Source organism: Shewanella nanhaiensis (assembly GCF_019457885.1).
GTDB classification, from domain to species: domain Bacteria; phylum Pseudomonadota; class Gammaproteobacteria; order Enterobacterales; family Shewanellaceae; genus Shewanella; species Shewanella nanhaiensis.
Genome location: NZ_JAHZST010000002.1, coordinates 343732 through 363459, shown reverse-complemented (window position 1 = coordinate 363459; position 19728 = coordinate 343732). Strand labels below are relative to the sequence as shown.

The following is a 19728-nucleotide window of genomic DNA, read 5'->3' as shown; positions in this document are numbered from 1 at the left end:
TATACGAAATAGTATTTAAAAGAGTACTTTAAAAAGAGTCTAGAAGTAGCATTTAAAGATAATAATCAAAGGGTTTGATATGAGTATCAAGATAGGCATAAATGGCTTTGGCCGCATGGGACGTTTGGCATTAAGAGCAGCATGGGATTGGGATGATGTTGAGTTTGTACAGATTAATGATCCAGCCGGTGATGCAAAAACCTTAGCTCACCTACTGACATTCGATTCGGTCCATGGTCGCTGGCAGCATGAAGCGGTTAACGATGGCAGTGATATTGTTATCGGTGATAAGCGCATTGCTACCACAGCCAATAAGTCGATTGCAGATACTGATTGGTCAGGTTGTGATCTGGTTATCGAAGCGTCAGGTGTGATGAAAACCAAAGCGTTATTGCAAGCCTATCTTGAACAAGGGGTTAAACGCGTTGTGGTGACCGCTCCTGTTAAGGAGGAAGGGGTATTGAATGTTGTGATGGGGGTGAACCATCAAGATTATGATAAGGCACTACATCCAATTGTTACAGCAGCTTCCTGCACCACTAACTGTTTGGCACCAGTCGTGAAAGTGCTTCATGAAAAGATCGGTATTAAGCATGGCTCAATGACCACAATTCATGACATCACTAATACGCAAACCATATTGGATGCTCCCCATAAAGATCTGCGTCGTGCCCGTGCCTGCGGACTTAGCCTTATTCCGACAACGACTGGTTCGGCAACCGCGATCACCCATATCTTCCCTGAACTTAAGGGAAAGTTGAATGGCCACGCTGTGCGCATCCCTTTAGCCAATGCCTCTATTACAGATTGTGTGTTTGAACTTGAAAAAGTGACCACAGAAGCCGAGGTGAATGCTTTACTGAAAGAGGCTGCAGAAGGTGAGCTAAAAGATATCTTAGGCTATGAAGAGCGCCCTTTAGTATCGGTGGATTATAAGACAGATCCACGCTCAAGTATTATCGACGCCCCATCGACCATGGTGGTAAACGGCACACAGGTGAAGCTTTATGTCTGGTATGACAACGAGTGGGGGTACGCCAACCGAACAGCTGAGCTTGCTAAAATGGTAGGGCGTTTAGATAAGGCTTAACAGCAATGTCTGGTATGACAACGAGTGTGCCGATATTAGGACAAACCGCACTGCGGAGTTGGCCAGAATGGTGGGGCGTTTAGATAAAAGCTAATGAGTACCTAGGTTCTAGGACCTAGGGCCTCAAATCTTACACTTAGGGAATGAAATGCTAACTAAGTTCAAAGCCTTGCCGGAACAGGTGAAGCAATACTTGATTGTGACGGGAAACTATTGGGGATTTACCCTGACAGATGGTGCCTTGCGCATGTTGGTGGTGCTTCATTTTCACCAGTTAGGCTATACACCGCTGGCTATCGCCATGCTGTTTCTCTTCTATGAGATCTTCGGTGTGGTGACAAACTTAGTGGGCGGTTACCTTGGGGCTCGAGTTGGCTTAAATCGTACTATGAACATAGGGCTTGGCTTGCAGGTTGCAGCCCTCTGCATGTTGCTGGTACCCAATACCATGTTAACGCTTGTTTGGGTTATGGCTGCTCAAGGCCTGTCGGGGATAGCTAAAGATCTTAATAAGATGAGCGCTAAAAGCTCGATTAAGATGTTGGTCAACAGTGACTCTGCGCAGGAAAGCTCACAGAAACTCTATGGCTGGATAGCCAAATTAACAGGCTCTAAAAACGCACTCAAAGGAGCGGGTTTTTTCCTAGGCGGTGCCCTGTTGAGCTTGTTTGGTTTTAAGTCTGCGATCGCCATTATGGCCCTTGGGTTAGCCATTATCTGGATAATGAGTGTTGTTAGCCTTAAAAAAGATTTAGGTAAGGCTAAGAGTAAACCTAAATTCAGTGAGATCTTCTCTAAGAGTCGTAGCATCAATATCTTATCAGCAGCGAGATTGTTCCTGTTTGCGGCTCGTGATGTGTGGTTTGTTGTTGCTCTGCCGCTCTACCTTGGTAGTCAATTTGGCTGGGATCACTATTACGTCGGTGGTTTTCTTGCTCTGTGGATTATCGCGTACGGTTTTGTACAGACTCAAGCACCTAAGTTAACCTCAAGAGCCGATGGTAACCCTCCAGGTGGTAGAGAGGCGCTGTTTTGGGTGTGTGCACTCGCAGCTATCCCAGGGGTGATTGCCCTTGCTTTGATGTTTAATGTCAGCCCTGAACTGAGTTTACTCATAGGCTTGATGATTTTCGGTGCCGTGTTTGCGATTAACTCCTCTCTGCATAGTTTTTTGATTGTTCACTACGCCAGTGACGACGGTATTTCTCTCGATGTCGGTTTCTACTATATGGCTAATGCCATGGGACGATTACTCGGCACTGTACTCTCGGGTTATGTGTATCAAGTGGCAGGACTCGAAGCTTGTTTATGGATCTCCTCAGGGATGCTCGCCATAACGGCCTTGATTAGCCTCTATTTACCAAAAAGTTAGTTAGCTTGGTAATTATCAAATAAGTTCATCACTCGCTGCTTTCATTTTGCACTCTTTTCGTTGTACTCTGGAATTCAATCAACAAATTCCGGGTAGATCACGGAATCAATAAAATAATAATGATAAGCATCGACGAGGTTTGAATGGAAGGAATTACTGATTTTGTCAGCATGATCAATGGCTTTGTTTGGGGCACTCCTATGCTTGTCATGATCTTAGGTGTTGGCTTATTTCTCTCGGTAGGGTTAAAACTCATGCCGATTTTGAAACTAGGTACAGGCTTTAAACTGTTATGGTCCGGCCGGATCCCGGATAAAGATAAAAATATGAAGGGGGAGATTAGCCCTTTTAATGCCTTGATGACGTCACTGTCGGCCACAATTGGTACAGGTAATATCGCTGGTGTGGCTACAGCTATCTTTATTGGTGGTCCAGGCGCACTATTTTGGATGTGGTGTACCGCGCTGGTGGGGATGGCAACTAAGTTCTCTGAGGCGGTATTAGCGGTTAAATTCCGTGAAGTTGATGATAAAGGTGAGCACATCGGTGGTCCCATGTATTACATCAAAAACGGCCTAGGTAGTAAGTGGGCTTGGTTAGGTACAGCCTTTGCCCTATTTGGCTCATTTGCTGGTTTCGGAATTGGTAATACGGTTCAGTCGAACTCGGTGGCTGATGCGTTAAGCAGTAACTTTGGCGTGCCTACTTGGATAACAGGCGTGGTACTAATGTTGCTGGTTGGTGCTGTATTGATGGGTGGAATCAAGCGTATTGCCGATGTGGCGGGTAAGCTGGTTCCCCTGATGAGCGTATTTTATATCGGCGCGGGTATTGCGGTACTGATAGTAAACGCTTCAGAGATCCCTGATGCGATAGCCTTGATTGTGCACAGCGCATTTAATCCAGTTGCAGCACAAGGTGGATTTGCTGGTGCAGCGGTTTGGGCTGCGATCCGCTTTGGTGTGGCACGTGGTGTGTTTTCAAATGAGGCTGGTTTAGGTAGTGCGCCTATTGCCCATGCTTCGGCACAAACTAATAATCCAGTGGCTCAAGGTTTAGTGGCCATGTTAGGTACCTTTATCGATACCTTGATCGTTTGTAGCATCACAGGTCTAGCGATTATTGTCACAGGCAGTTGGACCTCAGGTGAGAACGGGGCGGCGTTAACTTCATTGGCCTTCTCATCGGCTCTGCCTATGGGTAACTATATTGTTGCTATTGCCCTGTCTGTTTTCGCTTTCACAACCATTCTGGGCTGGAGTGTTTACAGTGAAAAGTGTGTTCAGTATCTGCTTGGTGTTAAAGCGGTGAAGCCGTTTAGAGTGGTATGGATTCTTGTGGTGCCTCTAGGGGCTATTAGTTCACTGGATTTCATCTGGCTGTTGGCCGATACCCTTAATGCCATGATGGCGATACCTAACTTGATCGCCTTAGCGTTGTTAAGTCCTGTGGTATTTACTCTGACTCGTGAGTTTTTTATCAAAAAGCGCGAGGAAGATGAGAAAGCCAAAGCTGGTGCTTAACTCAGTGAGCGATATTTGAAAATAAAGCGCCGAAAGGCGCTTTTTTGTAGTTATACCAATCGGTATAAGACTAATTAGTTGATTGCGCCAAGTACTTGGTCATCTCTTGTGCTGGTACCATCCCACCACCTGTTGCCCACACTAGGTGAGTCGCATTGGCCATCATCTCAGGTGTTAGGCCCATACGCGATTGATAGTTGCTATCGTCACTCACTCTAAGTGCCCCCGGCATACCTGCAAGTGCCGATGGTTCAAGCTTGATGCCCTCACTTTCAGCTAATAAGCCAAGTAGATCATACATATGCTGATCGCTTAAGGTGTAGTAGCCATCTAACATTCGCTCCATGGCGCGGCCAACGAAACCTGAAGCACGGCCTACCGCTAAGCCATCGGCTGCTGTCACGTTGTCGATACCTAAATCTTGCACCGCGATTTTGTCGTGCAACCCCGTGTGCACTCCAAGTAGCATACAGGGAGAGTGGGTTGGCTCGGCGAAGAAGCAGTGAACGTTATCAGCAAAAGCTAGCTTAAGACCGAATGCCACGCCACCAGGACTGCCCCCTACACCACATGGAAGGTAAACAAACAGCGGGTGCTCGCGATCAACTTTAATACCTGCCTCATCAAACTGCGCTTTTAAGCGCTCACCAGCGACCGAGTAGCCTAAAAATAGCGTGCGAGAGTTTTCATCGTCGATAAAGAAGCAGCTTGCATCAGACTCTGCCGCTTTACGCCCTTGTTCAACCGCAACACCGTAATCTTGCTCATACTCATGTACGGATACGCCGTGGCTACGCAGCTTGTCTTTCTTCCACTGACGAGCATCTGCCGACATATGCACGCTCACCTTGAAACCTAGCTTGGCGCTCATGATGCCGATAGACATACCTAAGTTACCGGTCGAGCCAACCGCAATGCTGTACCCGTTAAAGAAGTGACGCATCTCTTCAGTGAACAGCATTTGATAGTCGTCTGACTCTTTCAATTTACCCGCGGCAATCGCCAGTTTTTCAGCGTGGGTCAGTACCTCATAAATACCGCCGCGCGCCTTGATTGAGCCTGAGATCGGTAAATGGCTGTCTTTTTTTAGCATCAGCTTACCGGCAATAGCTTGGCCGTACTTAGCTTCTAGCGCCAGCTTCATCTGTGGGATCTCAACCACCTCAGACTCAATAATGCCCTTAGATGCCACTGTTTCAGGGAATGCTAAGGTTAAGTAAGGTGCGAAACGCTGTAAACGTGCGCTGGCATCGGCCACATCAGTGCTATCTAAGCCTACATAAGGTAGCGCCTCGGCTAGACTGGTCGATTTGGTTTCAAACCAGCTAACCTCTTCAAGCTTGATAAGCTTAGTCAGCAAAGGGAAGTCGTTTATCAGTTGCCTAGTGTTTATCTGTTGCTTAGCATTTATCATTTCAGTTTCGTTTTTAGTTTTAAAAAATATGGTTAATCCAAACGCTTATTGAATCGTAGTGAGGCGATAATAATCCCAATCACAGTAAAGCCCACTAACCAGAGTGTATCGAAGGGCATATCGCCTATCTCTCCCCCTCTAAGTACTACGGCACGAATGATCCGCATAAAGTGAGTTGCAGGTAAGATCTCTGCAATCCACTGGGCGGGTTTTGGCATGGCTTCAAAAGGAAACATAAAGCCTGATAGTAAGATGGTAGGCAGTATGATAAAGATGGTCATCTGCATCGCCTGTAATTGAGTTCGAGCTATGGTCGAGATAATTAGCCCTAAGGTTAAACTGGCGGCGATAAAGAGCAAGGTGCCCATAAGCAGTTGTGCTAGAGAGCCATTTATCGGTACATCGAAGATAAAATGCCCCAGCCCTAAAATAATAGTCATCTGGATCAAGCCCACAATAATGTAGGGCAGAATTTTACCCAACATTAGTTCAAGAGGCTTGATTGGGGTGGTGATCAGTAGCTCCAGATTGCCCTTTTCACGCTCGCGGACGATGGCTGCCGAGGTGAACAGGATCATGGTCATTGTAAGGATAACCGCGATTAGGCCTGGCACGATATTAACTGCAGATCGCTGCTCAGGGTTGTAGAAGAGGGCAACCTCAAAGGTGGCAGGTTTTTGAGTATTGATGCCTGTTATCTGATCCAGCGGCATGTTTCTCAGCTGCTTCATAGCACCAGCGATCATGGTGTCTGAGCCATCGACTATCCACTGGCCTAAGGTTTCATTGTTGGCGAGTTTTTCGGTGAGGTTAGGGGGTAAGATAAGTGCGGCTCGTACCTCGCCACGGGTGATCGCCGCTTCCGCTTCTGTGCTTGTTTTATAAAATGCCTCGACGGAAGCAACTTGGGTCACTTTAATCGCTTCGACTATCCATCGACCTGCCGCCGAGTCACTTTGATCGACGATGGCGACGGGCACATTGCGAACATCGGTGTTGATGGCGTAGCCAAAAAGCAGCAGTTGGATCAGTGGGATCATGACTACCATTCCAAAAGTAATACGATCTCGCTTCAGTTGCCGGATCTCTTTGACGGTAATGGCTTTTATTCTGCGGATACTGTTGGTAAATGACATATTACACCTCCGCCGAGATTATTGGCGAGGAAGGCTGCTGGCCAGTGACTGTCACAAAGACATCTTCAAGGTTAGGTGGGGCGAGCCTTATCTCTGCTTGTTTTAAATCTGGCCTAGCTTGTCTTAGCCAAGCATTGGGATCGGTGACTCTATTGTCGACTAAAACCCGTAAGCGAGAACCGAGCTGAGCTGCTGATTTGATCTCTTTAAAGGCGAGCAGGGAGTTTTTAAGCTCCCTTAGGCTAGAGTGACTCACTTCGAGCACATTTACGCCCATCTGCTGCATCAAATCATTGGGGCTGCCATCGGCGCGGATAAAACCTTGCTCCATAATCGCAAGGCCATGGCAACGCTCCGCTTCATCCATATAGTGGGTGGTGACCAAGATACTGGTCCCAGTCTCTGATAGATCGAACAGCTGCTCCCAAAAATCACGTCGGTTTTGTGGATCAACAGCCGAGGTGGGCTCATCAAGAAACAGTAGTTCAGGCTCGTTAAGGCAGGCGCAGGCCAGTGATAGTCGCTGTTTTTGTCCTCCGCTTAAGGTGCCAGCAAACTGATGTTGCTGTTTGAGTAAGTTATAGGTGCTGATCAACTGAGATATTTTGCTACGACTGTCATTGGGACTCAGGCAGTAGATCTGGGAGATAAACTCTAGGTTTTCCTTGACGGTGAGATCCTCATAGAGGGAGAACTTCTGGGTCATATAGCCTATTCGTAACCTGAGTGCTTCGGCTTGTTTTGGTATTGACATGCCTAATACTTGAATGGAGCCCTCTGTGGGTGTCAGCAGGCCAGTTAACATACGAATGCTGGTGGATTTACCACAACCATTAGGTCCAAGAAAACCATAAATATGCCCCTTAGGCACTTGCAGGTTTAGATCCGATACGGCAGCCAGCTGGCCGAACTTCTTAGTGAGCCCCTTAGCATCGATAGCGAGTTCGGAGGAGGGACTTAAGTTACTCATTATGGTAGCTCCACTTGTGAAGGGATCCCAGTTGGCAGTGTGTCGGCATCGCTGCCGAGATCAACTTCTGCTAGAAATACAAGTCGCGATCTGTCTTGTTGGTTGAGGGCATAGTAGGGGGTGAATGCCGATTCTTGGCTGAGTCGGCGCAGGGTGCCGATAAAAGGGGTCTCTATACCATCGACTCTTACTCTCATCTTTTGACCTATGGTGAGTTTTGCCATGTAGGGCTCAGGGACATAGACGCGAGCATAGGGAGCGTTATCGGCTTGAATGGCAACAATGACCGCGCCAGAGGGGACGCGTTCGCCTAAGTTAAAAGGCAGGCTGTCCAATCGACCACTTCGTGTCGCGATAACACTTAAATCATCTAAGGTCTGCTCCTCTAATGAGAGGTTAGCGATACTAGCATCCAGTGCGGCTTTGGCCTGATTGATATCCTCAACACGTACTCCAGCTATAAGTTTACTTAGGTTCTCTTTGGCAACTATAAGTTCTGCTTGAGCCTTGTCTTTGTTAGCTTTTGCTGCGTCTTGAGTGGCTTGACTGGTGAGTTTTTGCTTGAGCAGACTTGAGCTTCGTTGATAGCTTTGATTGGCTTCGACTAGCGCAGCTTGGGTACGGGCAACATTGGCCTGTGCACTGGCGATATCTTCTGGTCTCTCGCCATTAGTTAGCCTTAGCAGGTAAGACTCAGCCTTACTCACTTCGGCTTTGGCGAAGGTGACTCTTGCCAGTTGCTTACGGTTATCAAACTGAACTAAGAGCTCACCTTTTTCTACCCGGTTTCCCTCTTTTTGGGGCAGGGCTGTGACGATTTCACTGACGGTGGCTCTGAGTAACACCCGGTCACGCTCTAAGGTGCCTAAAGCTTGGTTACTCACCTCTCCCTGACAGGCTGTCAGGATAAAGGGTAACAGCATAAAAAGTAATGGTTTCATCTCAAGCTCCTTGCTCTCGATAATCTATGCCCAGATATTAGTTATGACAGATATGGCACAACAAATATACATTGCCGATCACGCTTATCACTATCTTAGTCGCTTCACTCCTGGGGAGTGTCCGCTCCAGTTCTTGTAGGCACGGAAAAACACTCTGACATCACTAAAGCCAAGTTCGACCGCTATCTCACTGGCTGATAACTCACTGCAAGTAAGCCAGTAGTCGGCCATCTCATGACGAATATTATCCACGAGAGTTTGGTAACTTATTCCCTGCTTTAACAGTTTGCGCTGTAGGGTTCTCCCTGTGAGGTGAAGCTGGTCGGCAACTAACTCCCGGCTTATTGTTCCCTGTGGAAGAAGCTGGCGGATCACCCGAGCGGTAGCCAATTGCAGTTGATCGCCGCTGCCCATATGTTTGAGCCTTTGCTGCGCGTTAGCCATCAATTGCGGCAGGCGGCGATTATCGCCGCTGGGAAGTGGGCGAGTCAGCAGGGCTTTGTCGATAAGGATGGCATTTTCACTCTGCTCAAATAGAACAGGACAATCAAAAAGGGCTTGATACTCCTTGGCCTCCTGAAAACTAGGTTGAGATCTCTGTAGCTTAACCTCAACTGCAGTTGCGCGGTTATCCTCCATCAAAAAACGAGCGAAGTTGACCCAAGAGGCCAACACATTATCGATAAGGTGAGGGATAACCAGTGGGTGACTATATTGGCAGTGCCACACCATCTTTAATCCTTGAGAATGCTCCCTTAGCTCTGTGATCCCCATATCCCCTACAAGCTTCTCAAGCGGCATCGCTTGTTTGAGGGCTTGGGCGAAGTTATCTGAATTTAAGCCTATCTGCCCCAAAATAGTGAAGCGATCTGGCTGAATAAAACGGGCGCTGTAGAGGCCAAAAAGTGGATGCTCTGAGTGCTCAATTAGGTGGTGAAGTAGCCGTTGAAACCGCTCACCATCGATGCGGGCATCTGCGTCATAGAGTGTGGCTTTATCTATACCAACCAAAGCAAGTGCCGCGGAAATATCAACCTTGCAATGCCTCGCTGCCTGCAAAAACTGTTGTACAGGCGGCATAGAGGTGGTGCCCAGTGATGGAGAAGAGGGCGCTTTTATCACTGGCATAGGCTGTGTCTCCATCGCTCGTTTAATGTTCATCTTGTCCATATATGTCACTGACAAAATGTTGCGATATTGTAGGATAAATTTATCGCTATGCAAATGGGTCAATCATTATGGGTAAGTCACAACAGGATAATCGTCAGTGGAATGGGTGGGGTGATAGGGAGAAAAGTTTAGCGCTCACTGCTGATGGCGCGAGTTTTATCACTGAGACTTTAGGTCTAGCGACCCCTTTGCCCGTCGCAACTTTGGATGAGGTGCTGGCGAAAGTGCCTAAGTCTCGTCTCGATGAGAGTGATCTTTATACCTGTGATGCCGAGGTGAGAGTGCGTCACGCTCGTGGTCAAAGCTTGCCAGATTGGTTGGCGATGAAGAGCGGTGAGTTTAACCTTTTTCCAGACGGGGTGGCTTTTCCCAGAAGCAGTGAAGATATTCGTATCTTAATGGCTGAAGCCAAAGAGCAAGGGTGGCAACTGATCCCCTATGGCGGCGGCACTTCTGTGGTGGGGCATATCACTCCAACTGTTTCAGATAAGCCTGTGCTAACCATCTCCATGAGTAAAATGAACCGTTTACTTGATCTCGATAGGGTGGATCAAATCGCTACATTTGGCGCCGGCGTCAAGGGACCATTTCTTGAGTCTCAACTGCAAGCTCAGGGTTTTACCTTAGGCCACTTCCCTCAATCTTTTGAACTCTCGACCTTAGGAGGCTGGGTGGTTACTCGCTCTAGTGGTCAGCAGTCTTTAGGTTATGGACGGATTGAAAATCTGTTTGCCGGAGGGGAGATAGAGACCTTTGAGGGCAAGGTAGACATTCCAACACTTCCCGCTTCATCTGCAGGACCGGATTGGCGCCAATTGGTGCTGGGATCGGAAGGACATTTAGGAATATTAACCGAGGCAAAAGTGAGAGTGAGTCGCTTACCTGAAGAGGAGTTTTTTGGTGTGGCCTTTATGCCTAATTGGCAACAGGGAATCGCTTGCGCCAGAGAGGCGGTGCAACTGGGATTGCCTCTTTCCATGCTAAGGGTGAGTAATAGCATTGAAACCCATACTCAGCTCTACCTATCGGCAAATCAGACTCAACGTCACTGGCTGACAAAGCTGCTTTCGTTGAAAGGGGTGGGTGATGATAAATGCATGTTGGTCTATGGGATCACGGGCGATAAAAAGAGCAATAAGCAGAGTTATAAACGATTGAAAGCGGTTATCTCTCAATTTAATGGAGTCAATACGGGTCAAAGCCTAGGTAAAAAATGGGCGCATAAGCGCTTCGCTTTCCCCTACTTGAGAGAGACGTTGTGGCAGATGGGCTACGCCATTGATACCTTAGAGACCGCGACTAACTGGTCAAATATTGCCCCACTTACAGAGAAGATTGAGCAGAGTCTTAGGGAGGGGCTGGCTGATAGCTCTGAATCGCCGGATGCACTGCAGAGTAAAGTTCACGTATTCTCTCATCTATCGCACCTGTATAGCGATGGCGCCAGTATCTACACCACTTACCTATTTCCAGTCTCAGCGACCTATGAAGAGACCTTTGCTCGATGGCAGACGTTAAAATCCACCACCTCACAGCTGATCGTTGAAAGCAGTGGAACCATCAGTCATCAGCACGGCGTTGGTGGCGATCACGCTGCCTACTTAGTGAGAGAAAAGGGCGAGCGAGTGGTCGACTCATTGCAAAACTACTTTAACGCTTTTGATCCCAGCGGCCAGTTAAATCCGGGGAAATTATTTAAAGGGATCCCAGCTAACTCTCTTCGAAGTCATGGGAAGCAAGAGCAATGAAAACCTTGACTCAGGCGGCCAGAGAGGCAAGCACCGCTATTGAGCACGGAGATGCTGAATATGATCTGATCATCATAGGCGGCGGGATCACGGGGGCTGGGATCTTCCATCTTGCAGCTAGCCAAGGTGCTAAAGTCTTGCTGTTAGAGCAGCAAGATTTTGCCTGGGGCACCTCAAGCCGATCTTCCAAAATGGTACATGGGGGGCTGCGCTATCTTGCTAGTGGTCAATGGAAGATGACGCGAGATGCTGCCAGAGAGCGGGAGTCTCTACTGACTGAGCTACCGGGGCTGGTTGAGCTTATGCCCTATCTGATGCTGCATAAACGGGGAGATTTTCCCTCTGCGGCGATTTTTCATCGAGTGCTCTCTGTCTACGACAAGTTGGCTGGGAGTCAACATCATAAACCACTCAGTATTGAGAAGGCTCGTAGCTGGTTATCTGAAGTGGCATTCGATGAGATAAGTGGTGTGAACCTGTTTGCCGATGGGGTGACTGACGACGCGCGTTTGGTGTTGCGATCCCTGCAAGATGGCGTATTAGCTGGTGGCCTGGCGCTGAACTATGCCAAGGTTAGTGGTTTTATTGAGGGAGAAAGTAGGATCTCTGGTGTCGAGGTTAGCGTAAACGAAGGGCAGAAGAGGCATAAGGTAAAGGCCAAGTGTGTTATCAATGCCGCTGGCTGCTGGGCAGATAAGCTGCATCCTTTAGCTCAAGGGGGATTAAGGCCGCTTAGAGGCAGTCATCTAGTATTGCCTTTTGAGCGTCTACCTGTTTCAGCCTGCATCACCTTCTACCACCCTCAAGATGGTCGCCCTGTGTATATCTATCCTTGGCAGGCCTGCAGTGTAATTGGTACGACAGACTTAGATCATCACGGGGATCTAGATTGTGAACCCGGAATAGCTCAGGAGGAGGTGGATTATCTATTGGAGTTAGCTAGGCATTATTTCCCCAAGCACAATATAGAGGAGGGGGATGTGATAAGCAGCTGGAGCGGCATACGTCCCATCTTCAGCGAATCCAATGATAAAGCACCGTCGAAAGAGTCCCGTGAGCATATTATCTGGTCTAAGCCTGGGCTTATTTCAGTAACTGGAGGTAAGTTAACTAGCTATCACCTGATGGCAAAACAGACCCTCGAGAAAGTCAGTGAACAGAGCCCAGAGATCTTTGGTGAGCTAAAAAGAGCTAAGTTTAGCCAAAGCGAGCAAGGTTATGCTGATAAGCACCTGAGTGGATATTTTGGCTATTTTGCACCGCAGGTCTTCGCTATGGTTAATTCAGATACCATAGGAGTCAGCCGTTGTCAGTGGCGAGAGCTTGAGTGGTCATTGGCTAATGAATGCGTCGAGCATCTGGATGATCTACTGCTGCGTCGTACACGGCTAGGGTTACAACTTGGAGCCGAAATTGTTCGTTACCGCGAAGCGATTTCGCGGCTGTGTTGTCGTCACCTAGGTTGGTCGAGTAATGAGGCGGATAAGGAGTGGAGCCGGTTTGAGCAGATATTTAATTCAAGCTATCAACTACCCACTCGGCAAGTGAGGGAAAATATCTGTGATGGATAAGAGTAAACAGCAAGATGAGCATGGGCCAGAAGCTGACTGGATCTTAACTATTGATAACGGTACTCAGAGTGTTCGTGCACTTATTTTCGATCTCCAGGGTCAATTGATCGCCAAGTCACAGATAAAGTTGATCCCCTATGAGTCACCTCAATCTGGCTGGTGTGAACAAAGTGGTGACTACTATTGGCAGAATGTGTGTGATGCTTGTCAGGCACTTTGGCTGCAAGGCATAGATAAAAGCAGAATTAAGGGCGTGTCGGTGACCACACAGCGTGGCACTATGCTGCCGTTAGACAGTCAAGGAGAGCCACTGCATCCAGCCATACTCTGGTTAGATCAACGTAAAGCTGAACCACTTCCGCGCTTAGGTGGGATCTGGGATCCCCTGTTTAAGCTGATGGGATTAAGTGAAACGATCGCCAATTTTAGAAGTCGTGCTCAACCAAACTGGCTCTATATTGAGAAACGGGAGTTGTGGAATAAAACCTATAAATTTGCCTTTTTATCTGGCTTCTTTCATCACAAGCTGACGGGTGAGTGGGCGGACTCGATAGGATCTCAGGTGGGCTATCTGCCCTTCGATTATAAGAAACACAGATGGGCACCTAAATGGGATTGGAAGTGGCGGGCGCTGAATGTCAGGCCAGATCAGCTACTGCCGCTGGTAAAGCCTGGAGATAAGATTGGTGAGGTAACTCAACTGGCAAGTGAGCAAACAGGGATCCCCCTGGGATTAACTGTGATCGCTGCCGCTGCAGATAAAGCCTGTGAAGTACTTGGTTCTGGCGGCCAAAGTGCCGATGTTGGTTGCCTAAGTTTCGGTACCACGGCCACCATCAATGTCACCATGAAGCGTTATACCGAAGCGGTGCGTTTTCTGCCTGCATATCCGTCAGCTATTACAGGTGCTTTTTGCAGTGAAGTGATGCTCTATCGCGGTTTTTGGATGGTGAGCTGGTTTAAGGAGCAGTTTGCTCATATTGAGCAGACGAAAGCCGAAGAGGCAGGAGTGGAAGCCGAAGCCCTGTTTGATGAGCTGGTGAACAGTGTGCCACCAGGTTCCATGGGGCTGATGTTGCAACCGTACTGGGGGCCGGGAGTAAAGCAGCCAGGCCCCGAGGCTAAAGGTGCCGTGATAGGTTTTGGCGATCTACATACTCGAGCCCACCTCTATCGTGCGATTTTAGAGGGGTTAGCTTTTGGCCTCAAGGAGGGGCTGGAAGCGATTGAGAAAAAGAGCGGCAGTAAAGTGAAAGAGTTGAGAGTCTCGGGTGGTGGCGCTCAAAGTGATGCTGCTATGCAGATCGCTGCCGATATCTTTGGCTTGCCAACGGTAAGGGCCCACACCATAGAAACATCTGGTTTGGGGGCTGCTATCGATGCGGCAGTTGGACTTGGACTCTACCCAAATTTTGAAACTGCCATTCAAGCCATGGTTCACGAAGGCGAGCGTTTTGAGCCTGATAGAGAACATTATGTGATGTACCAAAGGCTTTACCGAGAGATCTATCTTAATATCTACAATAAGTTACAGCCTTTTTATAGCAAGATTAGGGATATAACGGGTTACCCAGAATAGAGTCCGATTGAATGTTCGCAATGGATTTTTATGGTAAGTTTAGCTTTGTGAGCAAGTGTAAGATTATTGGGGCTGGGAAATATTATGTCTGAATCTAGGTCTTCGCCTAGATTCAGTCATCGAAAGGTGGCTTAGTAAAAGTCTCCACCCATGGCACGTTGTAGCTCAGCTTCGGCTAAAACATCTTCTAGACGCTTCTTAACGTTACGTCTACGCATTAAGTCATCCATCTCTTTTCTGTTTGATGGTTGAGCGATCGCTTCTATCTCTAAATCGTCGGGCACAAGGTCAATCATTTGAGCCATAACGAACTCCTTACTTGTTAAATACCTTTGGCATTTTGTGTTTGCTAACAGGTAAAAATGACATCTGAAATCCAGTCGGAACTGGTTGTTTAGTAACGCTAAAAGCTTAAAGTGTTTACTTAAATGGTAACGGAAATTTAAACTTCAATATTAGTAAGCGCTGATGAGGAAGATATCAGGCTATGCTGAGAAAAAGTGAGATCTATCTAGCAATTTCTGTAGAAGGCAAAAAAATTGTAAAATTGAGCTTTTATTTACTTTGAAAGGTAGTTAAATGTATATTATTCAGTGCCTTATTGCTTAATTGCAAGATGAGCGCCTGCTTATTTAGTAGGCGCTCATCTTGTTTTATCTCACAATTTTAGATCTTGGTGTTCTTGGGAGCCAGCTTTAGTTATAGCTCGAAGCTATAGCTATAACCGATAATAATTTTTGCATCGTCACCGTTAAGATCTGTATCGCTGACGGTGAATGAGACTTCACCTATTTCAGTCTCTTTATTGAGAGAGAGGGAGTAGTCCGAGTAGCTATCAGTATCGAACCAAGCGGTGACTATATCCCCTGTTGAATAGCCGTAATGAGCGGATATTGATAGAGTATCAGAAAGTGGGATACTCACTCCTGCATCTAAATATCCCATATCTTCATTGTCCCAAGGCGTAGTAGCAACATCGCTGCCTGCATTAATAACATGGGAGTAGCTTAAACTGAACCATCTCCAGCTTATCGCCGCTTTGAGCTCACCAAAGTCGATATCAGAATCACTGTCTGGGTAAGCGTAGTAGAGGTAACTCACATCATAGCCAAACTCTTCAGCTATTGTTCCAGCATAACCAGCGTAGAAGTCCAGCTCATAGCTGGTTTCATCACCAAAATCGACATTTGATGCCCAAGTGCCAAGGTATAGACCACTTTCATGCTCATAGTCGACTCCTCCCTGCACGGCAACCGCGTCTTGGGTTTGGCTTACACCACGCCAAAGGTAGTTAGAGGTTGCGCCTATATTTGCGGTTACGCTGGCATCTACATAAAAGCTGGTTAATAAGCTTGAAGCCAATAGTGTGCTGCTCAGTGCTAATTTCATCTTTCTTCCCCATTATTTAGTCATTATTTTTGTAACTATTAAGTCGATTATGAGAAAGCGAGTTATATGCCAATCTTTTTATGGTTAAATATCAACTATTTAATTATCTAGAGCTGTTTTTTTGCACTGAGCTGGTGAGTTTATGGTGTAGGGACGCACTTAACTAGTGCAGTGAAAGGTAGAGGAGCTGACACAAAAAAACCTCCATTAGGAGGTTTTTATTAAAACGGAGAAAGGCGTTTTTAGTTAACGCTATCTTTTAGAGTCTTACCCGCTTTAAACTTAGGTACTGTGGCTGCAGGGATTTGAATCTCTTTACCAGTTTGTGGATTACGGCCAGTACGTGCGGCGCGACTAGAAGTTTCGAAAGAACCAAATCCAACGATAGAAATCTTATCACCGTTTTTCATTGCTTCTGTAACAGTCTCTTCAAAAGATTTTAGTGCACGTGCAGCTTCTGCTTTAGTCAGTTCTGCATGTTCAGCCATTTTTGCAACAAGTTCAGTCTTATTCATTTGAATAGTCTCTTCTTTCCGTAGATTTAATAATACCAATCACACAGTATTCGTAGTAATTGCTGTCACTAACATGCCATAAGATATTCAATATGGAAAGGGCTTTAAGCCCTAGAAAACCCCTTTCAGGTCAAAAACTGTGTAAAAAAACATCTTTGGGTCTTTATTGAATGATTGTTCAGCTATTTTTCTGCCTACTTACGGGTGTTTACGGGAGAGTTTTGCATTAATTAATCCGTACGGAGGACGATAAAGTGATAGTTTTTCATACTGTTTATGCTGAAATTAAAGAGAAAGAGTGTGACTAATGGCCAGTTTTGACGTGGTTTTATCTATTTTTATTAAAATTTATGTGTTAACACCTTGTGGGTTTTGTGTTGCTTAAAGAGTGGTTTGACGTTCTTACATAAAGCGATCCTCTGTCTGAAGATGTGCTGAAAGTGGGAACATGACGAGAGGAGAATAAAATAATTAATCATCTAACAGTTGATAGAGCAACTGCTTAACTAACTTAGGTTCAAAGGGTTTATCACAAAGTGCATTCACGCCAGCTTGAGCCACATTGGTTAGGTGGGCATCATTTGCTTCAGAGGAGACCATCAGTATGGGCACGTGGCACTGCTGGCTGTCATTGCGAATAAACTGAGTTAACGCCAGCCCATCGACACTTGGCATATTGTAATCGGTAATGACCAGATCAAACAACTTGTCTTGCATGATCTCTATCGCTTGGGCGCCATCAACAGCTTCGGTTATTAATCTAAGTCCTAAGTTTGAGATGGTACGTTTAATTATATTTCTTGCCATCTTACTGTCATCAACCACTAAAACTTTTAGATCATGTACATCAAAGTGGCTGAGTTCGAGCTCATCATCACTTAATAGATCTAACGTTGAGTTTAAGGCCTTAAGTAGGTGCTCTGATGCGAAAGGTTTTGGCAAAATTGCGACGACTCCAGCTTGCCTATATACCTCTAAATGCTCACGACGGCACTCGGATGAAACCAACATAAACTGTATATCTTCATATTTGGAGTTTTCTCTGACTTGCTTTAGGAGATCAAGAGCGGTTCCATCTTCGAAGTGCATGGCACTGGTGATGAGGTCTGGTTGGTAGCGGCTAATGATAGTGAGTGCATCAGTAATAGTTGTCGCAGTTTGAATATTACTGAAACCCTCTTCTGACAGCTTACTACTGATGATTTTTCTCTGCGTATCTGACGCTTCTAAAAGCAGTATCGAAAGTTCACTAGGTAACAGTGTGCTCATAGTCTTAATGCTCAATAGGTGGAGATGAATACCTGTCTGTATAAAAGCGTGTTCGCTTAACAATTCACTTTCTTATACTGATTGATATTAAATATGGAACAAAATTAGACTAAACACAATGAGCGATTCTTAAGCTTTAATTTTCATTACCTTATATGAATAATTTTATTTATTTTCTGGTGAAGGGCGACCCTCAAGATAGCCTTTGGTTGACGTTGAGAAAGCGACCCAAAACTGAAAGGCCAGTAATAAACCCGCTGTGATAGCGATTAATGGCACAGGTATCTCATGATTGTTGAATACGACTTTGACATCTTCAGGTGAAACTTGATAAGCGATAATTGCTGTACCTGCAAGTGCGGTGAGGCCTAAAGTTTGGATAGCGAGATAGACCTTGAAAGCGATACCTGCCCAACTGGTTCTTAACGCTAAGCCGATAAGAACTGGAACAACCCCAAATGAGAAAAGATCGATCACTTGAATATTGATAGCTCGCCATATGGCAACCGCTGCCAGAACAGCGTACAAGAACATTATAATACCTAGGGCCAGTGTCGGTTTTTTCATTGCATAACTCATCAGGCTAAATATTTGATGAAGTGTAAAAAAATCAACTGACAGAGTCAAAGCTAGTTATTCGAAAAGGTCGAGGGAATTTTGCTGCTCTGGCGCGTTGAATTGTTTAGAATAGAGCTGAGATTATACTGATGAGAAAGATATGACCGAAGCAGAATTTTGGCAACTGGTGACCAGAAGTTCACCTGAGCAAGATCAGGGTAGCCTAGCTGATAATTTAAAAGCCAAACTTGAACCATTAACAGATGGTGAATTAGTCGAATTTGATAAATTTTTTGGCCAACAGATGCGTCGCTCCTATTTCTGGTCCATGTGGGGAGCCGCCTACATTATTACGGGTTGTGATTCTGAATATGCCTTTGCTGAGTTCCGCTGTTTCCTGATCTCATTAGGAAAAGAGTGGTATGACAAGGTTATCGAAAGCCCTGATCTATTGGGAACTTTAGAGCAATGGCCTGAAAAGGATGGCTATGCTTATCCATTTTTAGATGAGTATGACCTTATTGCTGGGCAGATTTTTGAGGATAGAACTGGGGAGGAGCTGCCTTTTGTTCCTTCGGGTATGGCGACTCCTCAAGGGAAAAAGTTCTCAACTAAAAAGAAACTGTTGAAGAGTAACTATCCACAGTTGAGTGAACGTTTCCCTTTTTAGTTCATTCCACTACTTAACAAAAGCGAGGCCTGGCCTCGCATGTTATTGCTCGTAGCAGGTCTGTGACTTGTTGTCGTACACTCGGCCATGTTCATCACATATCTGAGTCATAAACTTATCTTCAGCCATCTCAAGTTCATCATCAAAATTTTGTTGCTGATTACTGATCATGCTCTTGTCTGACTCATCTTGTTGTCTGGCCAAAATATCGAAGTGCTGATCAACAGCTACTTGCTGCGTTTGAGTTAACTCATCTGCAGAGGCTTGGTTTGTAAAGGCAAACCCGACTAGTAAGGCCGCTATAATCGCAAATTTTCCTGAAAAGTGGATCTTGGTTTTTGAAATTGAGTGAGTCATAAATTACCCCCTAGTCATGATTAAATCTATTCACTAATTTAATGCGTATGCTAGCGGGTAAACCATGAACCTAAGCTGAATGAAAAGCGAGCAGCTCTGAACATACCTGAACGTAAATATAAGTGGCTCTGAGTGTAAAAACCGTAACGAGGTTGAGCTGAGATTAGTTCTCACATAGCCTTTCGTTGAGGTCTAAATGATACTCTTCACAATCGTTTTGTAGCATCTCAAGCTCTTCATCATCAAGCTGATGTTTAACTCTCTCTATCTGTTGATCCGCAGAGTCCTGTTGATTAATTTTTTCATACTGGGAAAGTATCTCTTCGGCAGATGTTAGCCCTTCAGTCAGCTCACTTTCGCTAGCACTTACCATAAAAGGGGAGATAAGCAGACTGAGAATTAAAATAGGTTTTAGGGTTCGTTTCATTGTTTCGCTCCTATATCAGCGAGTTTCAC

Annotated in this window: 19 protein-coding genes; 7 read left to right on the top strand and 12 right to left on the bottom strand. The window is 46.0% G+C overall.

Annotated features, from left to right (window positions below; all coding sequences use genetic code 11):
* Window positions 1-79: 79 nt before the first annotated feature.
* From K0625_RS03900 to K0625_RS03890, 3 genes are all read left to right on the top strand, one after another.
* A complete protein-coding gene (locus K0625_RS03900) occupies window positions 80-1090 on the top strand; it encodes an ArsJ-associated glyceraldehyde-3-phosphate dehydrogenase (RefSeq protein WP_220108460.1) in 1011 nt (336 codons plus the stop codon).
* A 148-nt stretch (window positions 1091-1238) separates the two neighbouring features.
* Window positions 1239-2462 carry an organoarsenical effux MFS transporter ArsJ gene (gene arsJ / locus K0625_RS03895; protein ID WP_220108459.1) on the top strand — a complete coding sequence of 408 codons (1224 nt, stop codon included), beginning with the start codon at window positions 1239-1241 and terminating at the stop codon, window positions 2460-2462.
* A gap of 143 nt (window positions 2463-2605) precedes the next feature.
* Window positions 2606-3985, top strand: coding sequence for an alanine/glycine:cation symporter family protein (locus tag K0625_RS03890; RefSeq protein ID WP_220108458.1), 1380 nt, complete (start codon window positions 2606-2608; stop codon window positions 3983-3985).
* Between the two features lie 70 nt (window positions 3986-4055).
* On the opposite strand, the gene dsdA is transcribed toward K0625_RS03890, so the two are convergent.
* From dsdA to K0625_RS03865, 5 genes are all read right to left on the bottom strand, one after another.
* Window positions 4056-5399, bottom strand: coding sequence for a D-serine ammonia-lyase (gene dsdA / locus K0625_RS03885; protein WP_220108457.1), 1344 nt, complete (start codon window positions 5397-5399; stop codon window positions 4056-4058).
* 32 nt (window positions 5400-5431) lie between these two features.
* A complete protein-coding gene (locus K0625_RS03880) occupies window positions 5432-6535 on the bottom strand; it encodes an ABC transporter permease (RefSeq protein WP_220108456.1) in 1104 nt (367 codons plus the stop codon).
* 1 nt (window position 6536) lies between these two features.
* Window positions 6537-7505 carry an ABC transporter ATP-binding protein gene (locus K0625_RS03875; protein WP_220108455.1) on the bottom strand — a complete coding sequence of 323 codons (969 nt, stop codon included), beginning with the start codon at window positions 7503-7505 and terminating at the stop codon, window positions 6537-6539.
* Window positions 7505-8446, bottom strand: a complete 942-nt coding sequence (locus K0625_RS03870; protein ID WP_220108454.1) for an HlyD family secretion protein — start codon at window positions 8444-8446, stop codon at window positions 7505-7507. Before K0625_RS03870 ends, K0625_RS03875 begins: the two co-directional genes overlap by 1 nt.
* Before the next feature lie 90 nt (window positions 8447-8536).
* Window positions 8537-9607 carry an AraC family transcriptional regulator gene (locus K0625_RS03865; protein ID WP_232846903.1) on the bottom strand — a complete coding sequence of 357 codons (1071 nt, stop codon included), beginning with the start codon at window positions 9605-9607 and terminating at the stop codon, window positions 8537-8539.
* Window positions 9608-9684: 77 nt separating this feature from the next.
* Between K0625_RS03865 and K0625_RS03860 the strand changes: the two genes are divergently transcribed.
* Genes K0625_RS03860 through K0625_RS03850 form a run of 3 tightly spaced genes read left to right on the top strand, consistent with a single transcriptional unit; the run spans window position 9685 to window position 14514 of the window.
* Entirely contained in the window at window positions 9685-11364 is a 1680-nt protein-coding gene (locus K0625_RS03860) for an FAD-binding oxidoreductase (protein ID WP_220108453.1), read from the top strand.
* On the top strand, window positions 11361-12935 hold the full coding sequence (locus K0625_RS03855) for a glycerol-3-phosphate dehydrogenase/oxidase (protein ID WP_220108452.1): 1575 nt from the start codon (window positions 11361-11363) through the stop codon (window positions 12933-12935). Before K0625_RS03860 ends, K0625_RS03855 begins: the two co-directional genes overlap by 4 nt.
* Entirely contained in the window at window positions 12928-14514 is a 1587-nt protein-coding gene (locus tag K0625_RS03850; protein WP_220108451.1) for an FGGY-family carbohydrate kinase, read from the top strand. Before K0625_RS03855 ends, K0625_RS03850 begins: the two co-directional genes overlap by 8 nt.
* Before the next feature lie 131 nt (window positions 14515-14645).
* On the opposite strand, the gene K0625_RS03845 is transcribed toward K0625_RS03850, so the two are convergent.
* The 5 genes from K0625_RS03845 to K0625_RS03825 form a co-directional block, all read right to left on the bottom strand.
* Window positions 14646-14819, bottom strand: coding sequence for a hypothetical protein (locus tag K0625_RS03845; protein WP_012326934.1), 174 nt, complete (start codon window positions 14817-14819; stop codon window positions 14646-14648).
* Window positions 14820-15213: 394 nt separating this feature from the next.
* Entirely contained in the window at window positions 15214-15903 is a 690-nt protein-coding gene (locus K0625_RS03840; protein ID WP_220108450.1) for a TorF family putative porin, read from the bottom strand.
* A 242-nt stretch (window positions 15904-16145) separates the two neighbouring features.
* Entirely contained in the window at window positions 16146-16418 is a 273-nt protein-coding gene (hbs, locus tag K0625_RS03835; protein WP_012326932.1) for a non-specific DNA-binding protein Hbs, read from the bottom strand.
* A 471-nt stretch (window positions 16419-16889) separates the two neighbouring features.
* On the bottom strand, window positions 16890-17687 hold the full coding sequence (locus K0625_RS03830; RefSeq protein ID WP_220108449.1) for a response regulator: 798 nt from the start codon (window positions 17685-17687) through the stop codon (window positions 16890-16892).
* Window positions 17688-17852: 165 nt separating this feature from the next.
* The gene (locus K0625_RS03825) at window positions 17853-18254 is read right to left on the bottom strand and encodes a hypothetical protein (RefSeq protein WP_220108448.1); all 402 of its coding nucleotides are present in this window, start codon (window positions 18252-18254) and stop codon (window positions 17853-17855) included.
* A gap of 151 nt (window positions 18255-18405) precedes the next feature.
* Here K0625_RS03825 and K0625_RS03820 point away from each other — a divergent pair, with 151 nt between their 5' ends.
* The gene (locus K0625_RS03820; RefSeq protein WP_220108447.1) at window positions 18406-18915 is read left to right on the top strand and encodes a DUF4240 domain-containing protein; all 510 of its coding nucleotides are present in this window, start codon (window positions 18406-18408) and stop codon (window positions 18913-18915) included.
* A 42-nt stretch (window positions 18916-18957) separates the two neighbouring features.
* Here the strand turns inward: K0625_RS03820 and K0625_RS03815 are convergent, their stop codons facing one another.
* Both K0625_RS03815 and K0625_RS03810 read right to left on the bottom strand, forming a co-directional pair.
* Entirely contained in the window at window positions 18958-19272 is a 315-nt protein-coding gene (locus K0625_RS03815; RefSeq protein WP_220108446.1) for a hypothetical protein, read from the bottom strand.
* A gap of 163 nt (window positions 19273-19435) precedes the next feature.
* Entirely contained in the window at window positions 19436-19699 is a 264-nt protein-coding gene (locus tag K0625_RS03810; protein WP_220108445.1) for a hypothetical protein, read from the bottom strand.
* Between the last annotated feature and the right edge of the window lie 29 nt (window positions 19700-19728).